At 72.0% G+C, this 13,312-nt stretch carries 12 protein-coding genes, 1 tRNA gene and 1 pseudogene; 7 read left to right on the plus strand and 7 right to left on the minus strand.

Features of this window, described 5'->3' with window-relative positions; genetic code table 11:
* Positions 1–1,227 (minus strand): annotated as a pseudogene (locus IG54_RS39410) (hypothetical protein); the annotation flags it as partial.
* A gap of 159 nt (positions 1,228–1,386) precedes the next feature.
* Here IG54_RS39410 and IG54_RS0128860 point away from each other — a divergent pair.
* Entirely contained in the window at positions 1,387–3,333 is a 1,947-nt protein-coding gene (locus IG54_RS0128860; RefSeq protein WP_030790885.1) for an AMP-dependent synthetase/ligase, read from the plus strand.
* A 6-nt stretch (positions 3,334–3,339) separates the two neighbouring features.
* Here IG54_RS0128860 and IG54_RS0128865 read toward each other — a convergent pair whose 3' ends face one another.
* The gene (locus tag IG54_RS0128865; RefSeq protein ID WP_030790888.1) at positions 3,340–3,687 is read right to left on the minus strand and encodes a hypothetical protein; all 348 of its coding nucleotides are present in this window, start codon (positions 3,685–3,687) and stop codon (positions 3,340–3,342) included.
* A gap of 75 nt (positions 3,688–3,762) precedes the next feature.
* Positions 3,763–3,936 carry a CsbD family protein gene (locus IG54_RS40645; RefSeq protein WP_078594633.1) on the minus strand — a complete coding sequence of 58 codons (174 nt, stop codon included), beginning with the start codon at positions 3,934–3,936 and terminating at the stop codon, positions 3,763–3,765.
* 376 nt (positions 3,937–4,312) lie between these two features.
* On the opposite strand from IG54_RS40645, the gene IG54_RS0128875 reads away from it, so the two are divergent.
* From IG54_RS0128875 to IG54_RS0128885, 3 genes are all read left to right on the plus strand, one after another.
* Positions 4,313–4,489 carry a hypothetical protein gene (locus tag IG54_RS0128875; protein ID WP_158708940.1) on the plus strand — a complete coding sequence of 59 codons (177 nt, stop codon included), beginning with the start codon at positions 4,313–4,315 and terminating at the stop codon, positions 4,487–4,489.
* Positions 4,490–4,569: 80 nt separating this feature from the next.
* A complete protein-coding gene (locus IG54_RS0128880) occupies positions 4,570–4,932 on the plus strand; it encodes an ANTAR domain-containing protein (protein WP_030790894.1) in 363 nt (120 codons plus the stop codon).
* A gap of 43 nt (positions 4,933–4,975) precedes the next feature.
* The gene (locus IG54_RS0128885) at positions 4,976–5,809 is read left to right on the plus strand and encodes a DUF1206 domain-containing protein (RefSeq protein WP_030790896.1); all 834 of its coding nucleotides are present in this window, start codon (positions 4,976–4,978) and stop codon (positions 5,807–5,809) included.
* Positions 5,810–5,854: 45 nt separating this feature from the next.
* On the opposite strand, the gene IG54_RS0128890 is transcribed toward IG54_RS0128885, so the two are convergent.
* The 4 genes from IG54_RS0128890 to IG54_RS0128905 all read right to left on the minus strand — a co-directional run bounded on the left by IG54_RS0128890 (position 5,855) and on the right by IG54_RS0128905 (position 8,499).
* Positions 5,855–6,571 (minus strand): GAF and ANTAR domain-containing protein, encoded by a 717-nt coding sequence (locus tag IG54_RS0128890; protein ID WP_030790898.1) that lies wholly within the window; start codon positions 6,569–6,571, stop codon positions 5,855–5,857.
* Positions 6,572–6,691: 120 nt separating this feature from the next.
* Positions 6,692–7,450 carry an ANTAR domain-containing protein gene (locus IG54_RS0128895; RefSeq protein ID WP_037897920.1) on the minus strand — a complete coding sequence of 253 codons (759 nt, stop codon included), beginning with the start codon at positions 7,448–7,450 and terminating at the stop codon, positions 6,692–6,694.
* Complete coding sequence (locus tag IG54_RS0128900; protein ID WP_051820106.1) at positions 7,450–7,860, minus strand: STAS domain-containing protein; 411 nt, start codon at positions 7,858–7,860, stop codon at positions 7,450–7,452. The genes IG54_RS0128895 and IG54_RS0128900 overlap by 1 nt, the downstream gene beginning before the upstream one ends.
* Positions 7,861–8,426: 566 nt before the next feature.
* Positions 8,427–8,499 (minus strand) — tRNA-Arg (locus tag IG54_RS0128905).
* 268 nt (positions 8,500–8,767) lie between these two features.
* Between IG54_RS0128905 and IG54_RS0128910 the strand changes: the two genes are divergently transcribed.
* From IG54_RS0128910 to IG54_RS0128920, 3 genes are all read left to right on the plus strand, one after another.
* Entirely contained in the window at positions 8,768–10,480 is a 1,713-nt protein-coding gene (locus IG54_RS0128910) for a dynamin family protein (RefSeq protein WP_051820107.1), read from the plus strand.
* A 5-nt stretch (positions 10,481–10,485) separates the two neighbouring features.
* Entirely contained in the window at positions 10,486–12,573 is a 2,088-nt protein-coding gene (locus tag IG54_RS0128915; protein WP_106977117.1) for a YfjP family GTPase, read from the plus strand.
* Between the two features lie 171 nt (positions 12,574–12,744).
* Positions 12,745–13,158, plus strand: a complete 414-nt coding sequence (locus tag IG54_RS0128920; protein ID WP_051820108.1) for a single-stranded DNA-binding protein — start codon at positions 12,745–12,747, stop codon at positions 13,156–13,158.
* Positions 13,159–13,312 lie beyond the last annotated feature (154 nt).

Consider the following 13,312-nt stretch of genomic DNA (forward strand, 5'->3'; position numbering starts at 1 on the left):
GGGGGCGGGGGCGGGCCCCTGGGTCTGGCTGGGGGTGGGGTGCTGCTTCTGGGTCTGACCGGGTGTGGGGTGCTGCTTCTGTGCCTGACCGGGCGTGCGGTCCCGCTTCTGTGCCTCACTGGACGTGAGGTCCCGCTCCTGGGCCCGACCGGACGCGAGGCTCCCCTCCCTGGTCTGGCCGGGCATGACGACCCGCTCCCACCTCCGACCGGAAGCAAGGACCTGTTCCCGCCTCCGACCGGAAGCAAGGACCCACCCCCGGACCCGGCCGGAGGAAAGGACCCACCCCCGGGCCCGGCCGGAGGCGGGAATGGGAACCCACTTCCGTGCCCAGCCGGATGTGAGGCCCCCCTCACGCGCCTGGCCGGACGCGAGGACCGCCGCGACGGTCATCAGCAGCGGCAGCCACAGCACGTAGGGCCCGGCGAAGTCCCAGAAGTAGTCCGCCCCCCGCCCCCACAGGCTGCGCGAGGCCTCCTTGGTGACGCCCGGCAGCGGCATCAGATGTCCGTAGTACCCCATGCGGAAGATCTCGTACGAGACGGGGAGCGCCCCGGCGACACCGGCGCCCGCGAGGACGCCGCGCCACGAGGGGCGTGCCAGGACCCACTGGGCGGCCAGGAAGACCACCGACACCAGCGCCAGGTCCGGCCGTACGAGGGGGCCGAGGCCCAGCACCGCGCAGGTCGCCAGGGTGCGGGGCCGTGCGACGAGCGCCAGCCAGGCCCCCGCGAGCCAGCAGGTGGCGAGCCCCGTCTCCAGACCGGACGTCGCGAAGTCCCAGACGGGCGGCAGCGCGAGCAGCACCAGCGCTCCGCAGGGCAGCAGGAACCCGCCCCCGCCGTATACGCGGAGCGCCGCGAGTCCGGCGAGCACGAAGCCGGCGGCGGTCAGCAGCAGCCCGCCGTACATCGCCGCAGTGGCGATGTCGAGGCCCGGCGCCCCGGCCCCCACGAGCAGCCACTGCCACAGGGTTCCGGTGGACGACTCGGCACGCTCCCCGGGGTTGAAGACGGGCCCGTTCCCCGCGAGCACCTGGCGGACCGTCCGCACGTAGATGTGGCCGTCGTCGGACATCCACCGCCGCTGGAAGCCGGCGACGGCGATGACGAGGGCGGGCAGGAGGGCGGCCCCGAGCCGTGCGCGGCCCCGCCAGGACCCTCGCGGGGCGTCGGCGGGCGGCCGGGGTTCCGCTTCACGGACACCGGGGGAGTACGTAGAGGTCATGGGCCCTAGATCGGCGCGGCCCCGGCCCGCCTTGAGCGACCGCCCGTGCCGACACCTCCGCGACGGGGGCATTGCATTTTCCATACGCGCGAGTAAGTTGCCCCGAAAGTCCGGACGTACGTACGAGGTCATAGCCGAAGTCGAAGCCGGGGAGCCGTCATGGGCGTACGCAAGGATCTGAAGAGGGCCCAGCGCCGCGGCGACCTCGCGGAGCGCGCCAAGGTCGAGCTGGTGAGGGACGCGCACGGCACCGTGCGCGAGGCCCGCACCGCTCCGCTCGTGACGAGGGCCACCGAGGGCAGCACCGCCGACATACCGTTCACCAACGCCGCCGAGGCCCCCGAGGCGGTGGTGCTGCGACGCAAGGAGGGCGGCCGCTGGCGCCCGGTGACCGCGGCGGCCTTCGCGCGCGAAGTCACCGACATCGCCAAGGGGTTGCTGGCGGCGGGCCTGGAGCCCGGCGGCCGGGTCGCGCTGATGTCGCGTACCCGCTACGAATGGGCGGTCCTGGACTTCGCGATCTGGGCGGCGGGCGGCCAGAGCGTCCCCGTGTACGCGACGTCCTCGGCGGAGCAGATCGAGTGGATAGTCCGGGACTCGGGCGTCCGCCTCCTGATCGCGGAGACCGCGGAGAACGCGGCGACGGCGGAGGACGCCCTGCGCACCCACGTGGAGCCGCCCCGCATCTGGCACATCGACGGCGGCGCGATGGCGGAACTGACCACGCTGGGAAGCGAACTGTCCGACGAGGAGGTGACCAAGCGCCGCTCCGCGCTGACCCCCGACTCCATCGCGACCCTGTGCTACACCTCCGGCACCACCGGCCGCCCCAAGGGCTGCGTCCTCACCCACGGCAACCTGCACGCCGAGGCCGCCAACACGGTCGACCTGCTGCACCCCGTCTTCAAGGAGATCACCGGGCAGGTCGCCTCCACGCTCCTCTTCCTGCCGCTCGCCCACATCCTGGGCCGCTCCTTGCAGATCGCCTGCATGCTGGCCCGCATCGAACTGGGCCACTGCCCGAGCGTCAAGCCGGACGAACTCCGTCCCGAACTGCGCGCGTTCAGACCGACCTTCCTCGTCGGCGTCCCGTACCTCTTCGAGAAGATCCACGACACCGGCCGGGCAACCGCGGAGAGGCTCGGCCGCGCCGCGTCCTTCGACCGGGCCGAGCGGATCGCGGTGCGGTTCGGCGAGGCGTACCTGGACAGGTTCCTCGACCCGAGCCGCCCCGGCCCCTCGCTCGGTCTGCGCCTCGGCTGGGCCCTGTACGAACTCCTCGTCTACCGCCGCATCCGCAAGGAGGTCGGCGGCAACCTGCGCTACGCGATCAGCGGCGGCTCCCCCCTCGACCGCGACCTCAACCTCTTCTTCTACGCGGCCGGAATCATCATCTACGAGGGCTACGGCCTCACCGAAACCACGGCCGCCGCCACGATCACCCCGCCGCTGCGCCCGCGCCCCGGCACCGTCGGCCTGCCCGTGCCCGGCACGGCCGTGCGCATAGCGGACGACGGGGAGGTGCTGCTCAAGGGAGGCATCGTCTTCAACGGCTACTGGAACAACCGGGCGGCGACGGACGCCGTGCTCACCGGCGACTGGCTCGCCACCGGTGACCTGGGGGCCCTGGACGAGGCCGGATACCTCACCATCACCGGCCGCAAGAAGGACATCATCGTCACCTCCGGCGGCAAGAACGTCTCGCCCGCCGTCCTGGAGGACCGCCTCCGCAGCCGTGCGCTCGTGGGCCAGTGCATCGTGGTGGGGGACAACCGTTCGTACGTCGCCGCACTGATCACCCTGGAGCCCGAGGCCGTCGACCACTGGCTGGCCGTACGCAAACGCCCCCTGGACACGCCGCTCGCGGAGCTGGCCCGCGACCCGGAGGTGATCGCGGAGGTCCAACGCGCCGTGGACCACGCCAACGCGGCGGTATCCAAGGCCGAGTCCATCCGCAGGTTCGCGCTGGTCGAGGGCGAGTTCTCGGAGGCCAACGGCCTGCTCACCCCGTCCCTGAAGATCAAGCGGCATGCGGTGACGGCGGCGTACGCGCGGGAGATCGAGGAGCTTTACGGCGGCACCGGCGGGGCGGGGGCCAGGAGCTGATCGGGCTTACATACGCAGCAGCCGTTCCGTGGTCTCCCTGTACTGCCTCAGCGCGAGCCGCAGTTCCTCGGTCTGCGCTTCGGTGCCCAGATCCTGCCAGCCGGTGCGCAGGGTACGGCGCCGCTCCGCGAGAGCGGTGCTCAGCTGGGTGACGGCTTCCTCGAAGGCGCCGTCGGCCTCCTGGACCGCTTGGCGCGGGCTTTCGACGAAGAGGTTGAGGGCCTTTTGGAGACGCAGGGTGAGCCTGTCGCGGTCGCCCTTCGAGAGCAGCGCCGCGGTCTGGTGACTGCTGGGGGCGAGGTCCGGGCTCTCGGTGTCTGCCGGCTGCCGCGCGCGTTCGATGTCGTACGTCATGAAGTCCCACTTCCCTGGGCATGGTGCCGGCCGGATGGCGTCCACGTTTCGTGAGCACCATCCGGGGCGTATGGGTCAGCGGCGAAAGGCGTCTTTGGCCTTGCCGCCGGACTGCTTCAGGTTTCCGGAGACCCGGTCGGTCCTGCCTTCACGCTGCATTCGCTTGTTGCGGGTGTTCCGGCCGATGCGTTCGGTGATACGGCCCTTGAAGGCCTGTGCCTTGTTCCTGAGCGTGTTCCCAGCGTTCATGGCTGTCCTTACTGCCTTTGTTGTTTTTCCGGTGAAGCGGAACCCGAGAAGCGCCAAGGTCAGCAGAAGGAAGGAGAATCCACGTGAGCGTCGCCGGACCTCCAGATCGCGCGGAGCGTTTCCTGGTTTCCGCGGGGTCCGGGCGAAGCGGGTAGGCGGAATGCGTTGTCCGAAGGGTCCGGATTGGCATGGCCCTACGCCGTACCGCCAGTCAACGCCTGTCCTGACCCCCTGTCAACGTCCTTCATCCGCAGTGGGGTTGGGCGTCCAGCGGGCGTATCCATCGCCTCGGGGCAGGGCTATGCTGCGAAGCGAGGCCCCAGTCCCCGGCAGCGAGGTTCCGTTCCGCCCGGGGGGCGTGCTGATCTTCGTGGCCGTGCGTTACGGCCGGAGGGGCGCGGGCGGCCAACACCGGGGCGACGGTTACGAGTACCGCGACGACCGGGACCGCAGAGACCGCGACCACCGGTGGGACCGCCGCTACCGGCGACAGCGCCAGGGGCTCTGGAGCCGCCAGGACCGCGCTGAAGGCAAGGAGCAGCACCGCCGGTGACCGGTTCGGTCTCCGGTGCCAGAGCGTTCCCCGGCGACTTCGCGGGGCGGGCGCACGCAGTGCGTGGTGAGGCAGGTGTCATGGAACAGAAGGTGACGATCCAGGAAGACCGGTGGATGAGGGCGGGCGAGGTGGCCTGGGGCGACGACCTCCTGGACCCGGCTGTCGTCGAACTGCGCGCCGAGATCGCCCGGTTGCGCCGGGGCCTGAGCGACCGGGCGGTGATCGACCAGGCCCTCGGGATGATGATGGCCCTGGTGCCGTGCCCCCATGAACAGGCAGGTGACCTGCTGATGGACGTCGCGCGGCGCTGCGGCCTCTCGCGCCGGGAGGTGGCTGTCGCTCTCGTCGCCACCTCCGAAGGAAGCCCGTTCCCCGAGCACCTGGACCATGCGCTGCGCGGCGCGCTGCGACGCCTGCACAGGGCGGAGGGAAAGTCGTGAGCCGGGACGCGCATCGTGCGCTCCATGGCCTCGGGGAGGACCAGTGACCGCGTCTCACGCACAAGGAACGGGCCGGGACGGAGGCTCCGCCGCCCACGCCGCCAAGGAGGAGACGCTCACGGCCGCGGGCCGGGCGGGCTTCATGGCGCGTGGGGTCGTGTACGTCCTCATCGGCGCCCTGGCGATCCAGATGGCCCTCGGCAGCGGTGGGGAGTCGGCGGACCGCCAGGGCGCGCTCGACCAGGTCGCCGAGCAGCCCTTCGGGAAGGCGATGCTGTGGACGCTGGCCGTCGGGTTCGGCTGTATGGCGCTGTGGCGGGGCTCCCGCGCGGTGCTCAGCAGGGGCCCCGACCGGAAGGCCGCCTCGCGGCTGCTGGACGGCGGTCGGGCGGTCTTCTACGCGTCGGTCTGCTGGGCGACGGCCACGTTCGCCGCGGGCGGTGGCCAGGGCTCAAGCGGCAACGCGCAGTCGAAGGACTGGACCGCGTCGGTGCTGAAACTGCCGTACGGCCAGGTCATCGTGGGGGCCGGGGGCTGCCTCCTGATCGGCATCGGTGCCGTACTCGCGGTACGGGCGGCCCTGCGCAAGTTCCTGAAGCAGCTGGACGTGGGCGCGATGAGCCACCGCACCCGGCAGATCGTGACCGGCCTGGGAGTGGGCGGCGGCGTGGCGCGGGGCACGGTGTTCGCGGCGGCCGGGATCTTCATCCTGATCGCGGCCGTCCAGTTCGACGCGGACGAGGCCAAGGGCGTGGACGCCACGCTCCGCAGCTTCACGCAGACCCCGGCGGGCCCTTGGCTCCTGGTCGCCGTGGCGATCGGGCTGATCCTCTTCGGAGCCTTCTCCTTCGCCTCGGCCCGCTGGCGCCGCTTGTGAACGGGAAGCGCCTGTGCGGGGGCACCGCCCGTGAATGGCCGTCTCTCAGCGCACCAGGCCGGGGAGGGGCTCGGAGTCGTCGATGAAGGCGCGGGCCACGTCGGACAGGCGGCGGTTGTGGGCGCGGGCATAGCGGCGCAAGGCGGTGAACGCCTGCTCCATGTCGATGTCGTGGCGTTCGGCGAGCTTCCCCTTGGCCTGTTCGATCAGCACCCGGCTGTTCAGCGCGGTCTGCAACTGCTCGTTGAGGACCGTGGAGCGGTGGATGGACCGTTGCTGGAGGAGGCTGATGGTGGCGACGTCGGCCAGGGCCTGCGCGATGGGCGTACCGACCGGGTCGAAGGGGCCGGGAGTGGCCCGGAAGAGATTCAGCGCGCCGACGACCTCGTCCCGCAGCCGCATCGGCAGGGCCTGGACCGCGCCGAACCCGTGAAGCTGGGCCTGCGCCACGAACCGCGGCCAGCGGGCGCTCTCCGCGCGCAGGTCGGGTACGGACACCGGGGCGCCCGTGCGGAAGCAGTCCAGGCAGGGGCCCTCGTCGTTCTGCAACTGGAAGAGTTCGAGGAGGCGCACCTGTTCGTCGGAGGCGGCCATCACGCGGAGTTCACCGTCCCGGTCCGCGAGCAGCACCCCGGCGGCACTGGCACCGAGCACCCCGACGCAGCGGTCGGTCAGCAGCCGCAGGAAATCGATCAGGTCGAAGTCGGCGACGAGATTGTCCGCCAACTCGACGAAGGTCTTGGCCAAGAGCCGCTCATTCATCGTCAACACCCTTTGTGGAGACTAGTCCTACGGGATGGGGTAGGGAAGTGCGGCGCGGCGCGGGCCGGACCGCGCCGCATTGCGTTTGTAGCGCAGCGCTGCTCGGACCGGCCGAGGACATCAGGCGCCCTCGTCGGTCCGGATCGGCTCCGCGCCCGGAGAGAAGCGGAGCCGACGGGCCACCACGTCGGCGGCCACGGCGGTGAGTCGGCGCCCCTGGGCGTAGGCGTAGGCGCGCAGCCGGACGAAGGCCTCGTCGATACCGACACCGAGCTGGACGGTCAGGATGCCGGTGGCCTGGGAGATCTCCGCCCGGTACCCGCCCAGGTCCTCGCAGCGCCCCAACGCCGCCGCGTCCTTCGGTGGCACGCCCGTCGCGTCGATCCGGGCGTCCAGCAGGACCAGCGTCGCGAGGTCGGCGAAGGCCAGCGCGTCGGCCAGATCCTCCGCGTCCAACCGGCCCGGGGCCCGAGCGTAGAGATCCAGGACTCCGGGGCTGATCGCGCCAATCTGTAGGGGCAGCGCGAAGACCGCGAGGGCACCGGCTTCCAGGGCCGCTTCGGCGAACACGGGCCAGCAGCCCTGGAGTTCATCGGTCCGCAGGTCGGGCGTCAGGACGGCCGAGCCGTGGGTGAAGGCATCCACGCACGGCCCTTCACCCAGGGTCAGCTGAAGCTCTTCCAGCTGCTCGCTGACGTCGTCGGTGCTGCACAGTGGATGGTTCGCCGCGGTCCGGGACATCGCGGACACCCCGGCCCCGCCGACCGGCAGCGAGGCCACCGCAGCGGTGCACACGTCCACCATGCCGACGCCGGCGCCGCGCCGGGCGGCCTGCTCGGCGACGAGAAGCCGGATCCGGAACGACCGCCTGTCGGACATCACCCGGCCCGCCCGGCCCCGACGCGACGGTCGGTCCCCTCCGGTTCCCGCCGCGGCCGGGAGGTCGTCGCGGCGCACCTCCCGGGTGCGGCCGCGGGCTCCTTGAGCAAGAAGTCGCAACGGGTCAGCTCGATCATCCACGCCAGCAGGGGAGGCGGGTAGTGCAGGCGCAGCGTCCCGCCGGTCGCGGTGGTGCGCAGGAACATCTCGATGAAGGCGTTCAGACCGCAGCACTCACAGAAGGTGACGGGAGTGAGGTCGACGTCGATGGTGCGCATGCCGTCGCGCAGACACCGCTCAAGGGCGGCACGCACCAGCGGCACCGTCTGTAGGTCGATCTCACCGGCGAGGGTGACCAGGGCCCGGGTCCTTCTGTCGTGCCGGTAGACGTTCAACTGCGGTAGGGGCATGAAGCCTCGTTCCAAAGACCTGCCGGGCGGAGCCGTGGAATACGGCCGGTCTCCCGGCACGGGCAGACATTCGGCGGAGGCAGCGAACGGACGGCCCGGCGATGTGCCCAACCGGAACAAGGGGCCCGTCCCGTCTCCCTCCAGAGGGATGCGCCGGGCGATCGGACGAAGAGAGCCCGCTCCCCACAGCCATCTGCGTCGAGCAACAACAGGTCCGCCGGGGTCCGGGACGTCCGTACCTCAGGATAGTCCCCATCCCCGTCCGGAAGGGGGCCGCGAGCCACCCGGTCTCGAGGACCGGATGCCGACCGGAACCAACGTGCACGTGGCTACCGGTCGTGCGGTGCTACCGGTCGTGCAGGATCTCAGGCCGGGTTACGGGCACGATGGTGATCAGGTCGTCGAGGCCCCCGGGGCGGTGCGCGACGTGGCCGCGAACTCGGCACGGGGGAACGAACCGGCGCCGGTTGACGATCGCGGCCGGGCGAAGGCGCTTGGCGTCACAGCGACGTGCCTCCGGACATGAAAGGGCCCCTCACACGTTTCCGCAGGTGAGGCTATGTTTGCGCCCCCGGCAGGACTCGAACCTGCGGCCAAGCGCTTAGAAGGCGCCTGCTCTATCCACTGAGCTACGGGGGCCGGGTGTGGCCGGTGGCACGGGGCGGATGCGGGGAAGATCCGTGACCTTGCCGGGGACAAGGATAGGGCTCCCGGGTCCCTGCCCCTGGTGCTTCGCCTCCGCGCCACGATGTGGAGGTTCGGTGAAGCGATCCCGATAATCGCAGGTAGGTGCGAATCTCGCATCGCTTTTGACGCCTCACGCCCCGGGTGTTGTGCACTCGTTATGCCTGCGCCCGCAGTCGCCCCTTCCATCCCCTGTGTCCGATCGGCGCGCAGAGGCGCTCATATGCTTCAGAAAGCCGCCAAAATTGGGCATTCTTCGCATGTGGTGACCTTGGACGTACGGCCTCAATTGCTTGACGCACTCTCCGCCCTGCGCGAGCGTGTCGCCGCCGCACGCTTTCCGCTCCCCCTGCCGGGGGCGCCACGCGCGCGTGCCAACCGGGACGAGTTGCTCGCGCAGCTCGATGACTATCTGGTGCCCCGGCTCAAGGCGCCCGAAGCGCCCCTGCTCGCCGTCATCGGAGGATCCACCGGAGCGGGCAAGTCCACGCTGGTGAACTCCCTGGTGGGGCGTCAGGTCAGCGAAGCGGGTGTGCTGCGGCCCACGACGCGTACGCCGGTGCTCGTCTGCCATCCCGACGATCATCACTGGTTCGCCGGGATGCGCGTACTGCCCGACCTCACGCGCGTGTGGATGCCCCATCAAGAGAAGACGGAGGGAGGAGAGGGAGAGGACGACGGGGATCCCGGTGACGGGCTGCCGGGGTTCGGTGACGAGTCGCCGGGGCTCGGCGACGAACAGGAACGCGCCCTGCGGATCGAGACCGCCGACAGCCTGCCGCGCGGGCTCGCGCTGCTCGACGCGCCCGACGTCGACTCGCTCGTCGCCGACAACCGCGTCCTGGCCGCCGAGCTGATCTCCGCGGCCGACGTCTGGGTCATGGTCACCACCGCCTCGCGGTACGCGGACGCCGTGCCCTGGCATCTGCTGCGTACCGCCAAGGAGCACGACGCCACCCTCGTCACCGTCCTCGACCGCGTGCCCCACCAGGTCGTGAGCGAGGTGTCACGGCAGTTCGGCGCCCTGCTGGCGAAGGCCGGGCTCGGCGACGTACCGCGCTTCACCGTGCCCGAGCTGCCCGAATCCGCGGGCGGCGGGGGGCTGCTCCCCGCCACCGCCGTCGCTCCGCTGCGCGCCTGGCTCACCCACCGCGTCCAGGAACCCGCGGCCCGCGCCCACGCCATCGCCCGTACGGCACACGGCGTCCTCCGCTCGCTCGACTCCCGGCTGCCCGAACTCGCGGGCGCCGTCGCCGCCCAGTACGCCGCCGCGCTACGGCTCACCTCCGCCGTCGACGAGGCGTACGACCACGAGCACGCGCGCGTGGCAGACCGTCTGCAAGCGGGGGGCGTCCTCGCGGGGGACGCCCTGAAGCGGTGGCGCAGCTATCCGCTCGACTGCGGACCCGGCGAGCTGCTCGACGCCATCGCCGAGAGCCTGGAGGCGCTGCTGCTGTGTGCCGTCACCGCCGCCGACGAACGCATCGACGAGGCCTGGCGGCGCGAATCCGCCGCCGACGTCGCCGGACTCGCCGGCCGCGACCCCCAGGCGGAGAGCGCCGAGCACCGCATCGGGATGGCCGTACGCAGATGGCGGCGCGTCCTGGAGGAGTACGCCGAGGACGAGGTGCGGGGCATGGAGCGGGTCGACAAGACCCCGCTGCCCGACCCCGAGGTCGTCGCCGCGCTGCTCGCCACCGCCCTGCTCGGCGGGCACCGGGCCCGCGCGGCCGGGGAGATCCTCGCCGAACGGATCGGCGCCCCGGGCGCGGTCCGGCTGCGCGACCGCGGCGGGCGCCTGCTGACCGACTACTTGGAGAAGGTCCTCGCCACCGAGCGCGAACGGCGGCTCGCCCCTCTGGACGCCCTTGAGGTGCACCCCGAACCCCAGGCAGAGCTGATCGCCGCCCTGTCTCTACTACAGAAGGAGAGGTGAAGGCGGTGACTGCCCTCACTGATCACACCGAACGCGACGAGCGGGAGGAGCGGGAGAAGCGGGAGGAGCGGCAGGAGCGGGGGAATCGGGAGGGGCGTGGGGAGCGTTCCGGAGGCCCTGGCCGGTCGCCCGACGGCTCCGGTAGGTCGCCCGATGGCCCCGGACGTTCCCCCGATGGCCCCGGACGCTCAGCCGGCGGCTACGGACGCACCCCCGGCGGCCCCGGCCCGGCACCTGACCGGCCCAGCAGGGCACCTGACCGGCCCGGCAGGGCACCTGACCGCCCGAGCCGGACACCTGACCGCCCCGGCCGGGCACCCGACGGCCCCAGCCGGGCACCCGACGGCCCCGGCCGGGCACCCGACGGCTCCGAAGAGGCCTGGGACGACGGCCTCATCGCCCGCCGCGTCGCCGAAGGGCAGCAGCCGCCGACCCCCGAGGTCCGCGCGTACGTCCCCACGGGGGCGCCCACATCGTACGAAGGACCCCTGCGCGAGCGGCTCGACGCGCTGCGCGAACTCGTCGGGCTCTCCCGCACCCGTCTGGACAGCGGCACCCTCGCCGAGGCGGGCCGGGTCCTCGACGAGGCCGCCGCCCGGCGCAGGCTCTCCGAACGGCACACCGTCGTCGCCATCGCGGGAGCCACCGGAAGCGGCAAGTCCACGCTCTTCAACGCCCTCGCCGGGGTGATGATCTCGGAGACGGGCGTACGCAGGCCGACCACGGCCGCGCCGATCGGTTGCAGCTGGACGGACGGCGCCGCGGGGCTGCTCGACCGGCTCGGCATCCCGGGCCGGCTGCGCCGCCGCCCCCTCCAGGGGCCCGGCGCCGACGAACTCCAAGGGCTCGTACTGATCGACCTGCCCGACCACGACTCGGCGGTCAGCGAGCACCGGGAGCACGTCGACCGGATCCTGGCGCTCGTCGACGCCGTCATCTGGGTCGTCGACCCGGAGAAGTACGCCGACGCGATGGTCCACGAGCGCTATCTGCGGCCCATGGCGGGGCACGCCGAGGTCACCTTCGTCGTGCTGAACCAGATCGACCGGCTCCCCGGCGACGCCGCCGACCAGGTCCTCGACGACCTGCGCCGCCTCCTCGACGAGGACGGCATCGCGCTCGGCGAGCACGGGGAACCGGGCGCCACGGTGCTCGCGATCTCCGCGCTGACCGGCGACGGTCTCGGGGAACTGCGCGAGGCGCTCGGCCAGTTCACCCAGGAGCGGGGCGCCGCGGCCCGCCGGATCTCCGCGGATCTGGACGCCGCCGCGGAACGGCTGCGTCCGGTGTACGTCGCCGGGTCGCCCCGCGGCCGGAACCGCGGGCGGATCGGACTCAGCGAGGAGGCCCGCGAGGAGTTCGCCGACCGCCTCGCCGACGCGGTGGGCGCGGCGGCCGCCGGGGACGCGGCGGAGCGGGCCTGGCGCAGGCACGCGGGCAGGGCGTGCGGCGACCCCTGGCTGAGGCTGTGGCGGTGGTACGAGGGGCAGCGCTCGCCGCACAGCGACACGCTGTCCCTCGTACCGGTCCCGGTGGACGAGGAGGCGACGGCACGCCAGCGCGTGGAGTTCGCCGTGCGCACGGTGGCCGACGAGGCGGCGGCGGGGCTTCCCGTGCCCTGGGCGCAGGCCGTGCGGGAGGCCGCGGCGCGCGGCGCGGAGGGGCTGCCCGAGGCGCTCGACGAGCTGTCGGTGACGGCGGGCGTGCCGACCGGGCGCCCGCCGCGGCCCGGGTGGTGGCCGGTCGCGGTCCTCGCGCAGGCGGCGATGACGATGCTCCAAGTCGTGGGCGGGCTCTGGCTTGTGGGGCAGATCATCGGGATCTGCGAGCCCAATCTCGGCGTTCCGGTGCTGCTGATGCTGGCGGGCATCGTGGGCGGCCCGTGTGTGGAGTGGGCGAGCAGGATGGCGGCGCGGGGGCCCGCGCGCCGCTACGGGCAGGAGGCGGAACGGCGGCTTCGGGAGGCGGCCGCCGGGTGCGGGCGGGCCAGGGTCCTGGATCCGGTGGCGGCCGAGCTGCTGCGGTACCGGGAGGTACGGGAGCAGTACGTGCGGGTGACGGGGGCGCGGGCCGCAGGAGTTCCTTTGGGGTGACGCAGGAAATCCCCCTTGGGGTGACGCCAGGAAACCCCTTTGGGGTGACGGAGTTTTCCACAACCGGTGGGTAGCACACAGGGCTCAGCGGGCTCGGCCCGATCGGTGCAGTCTGAGATCGCGGCCGCGGAAGGCGCGGCGGCGCGGACGGACGCATGGGAGGGGAAGGGCATGAACGAGACGATGGTGACGGTGGTGGGGAACGTCGCGACGACGCCGGTGTACCGGGAGCTGCCGTCGGGACCGGTGGCGCGGTTCCGGCTCGCGGTGACGTCGCGGTACTTCGACGCGGTGAAGAACACCTGGAACGACGGACACACCAACTTCTTCACGGTGTGGGCCAATCGGTCACTCGGGAAGAACGTGCAGGGGTCGCTGTCGGTGGGTGAACCGGTCATCGTGCAGGGCCGGTTGAAGGTGCGGGACGAGGAGCGCGGCGGGCAGCACTGGACGTCCGCGGACATCGACGCGCAGGCCATCGGCCACGATCTGTCGCGCGGCACCGCGGCGTTCCGGCGAGTGATCAAGGGGGACGCGTCGCTGACGGATCCCGCTTCCGTGCGGGAGACGGAGCCGGTCGGATGACGTCCGCAGCGGGCGCGCGGATGCCCTCGAATGCCGTTGATTTGTCGATAAGCCCAGCTCGGGAGGGGTGTTGGGGATAACGATTCCGAGTCGGATCGGTGATACGACGGTATGACTGAGGGTCGTGGTGTGCCGCTTCCCTAGGATGCCGGAC

It is taken from the genome of Streptomyces sp. NRRL S-920, assembly GCF_000717945.1.
Lineage (GTDB): Bacteria > Actinomycetota > Actinomycetes > Streptomycetales > Streptomycetaceae > Streptomyces > Streptomyces alboniger.

What these genes read in the sequence shown, in the direction of transcription:
- IG54_RS0128860 (WP_030790885.1), top strand. Translation starts at nt 1,387, where the DNA reads ATGGGCGTACGCAAGGATCTGAAGAGGGCCCAGCGCCGCGGCGACCTC.
- IG54_RS0128865 (WP_030790888.1), bottom strand. Translation starts at nt 3,687, where the DNA reads ATGACGTACGACATCGAACGCGCGCGGCAGCCGGCAGACACCGAGAGC.
- IG54_RS40645 (WP_078594633.1), bottom strand. Translation starts at nt 3,936, where the DNA reads ATGAACGCTGGGAACACGCTCAGGAACAAGGCACAGGCCTTCAAGGGC.
- IG54_RS0128880 (WP_030790894.1), top strand. Translation starts at nt 4,570, where the DNA reads ATGGAACAGAAGGTGACGATCCAGGAAGACCGGTGGATGAGGGCGGGC.
- IG54_RS0128890 (WP_030790898.1), bottom strand. Translation starts at nt 6,571, where the DNA reads ATGAATGAGCGGCTCTTGGCCAAGACCTTCGTCGAGTTGGCGGACAAT.
- IG54_RS0128895 (WP_037897920.1), bottom strand. Translation starts at nt 7,450, where the DNA reads ATGTCCGACAGGCGGTCGTTCCGGATCCGGCTTCTCGTCGCCGAGCAG.
- IG54_RS0128900 (WP_051820106.1), bottom strand. Translation starts at nt 7,860, where the DNA reads ATGCCCCTACCGCAGTTGAACGTCTACCGGCACGACAGAAGGACCCGG.
- IG54_RS0128910 (WP_051820107.1), top strand. Translation starts at nt 8,768, where the DNA reads ATGCTTCAGAAAGCCGCCAAAATTGGGCATTCTTCGCATGTGGTGACC.
- IG54_RS0128920 (WP_051820108.1), top strand. Translation starts at nt 12,745, where the DNA reads ATGAACGAGACGATGGTGACGGTGGTGGGGAACGTCGCGACGACGCCG.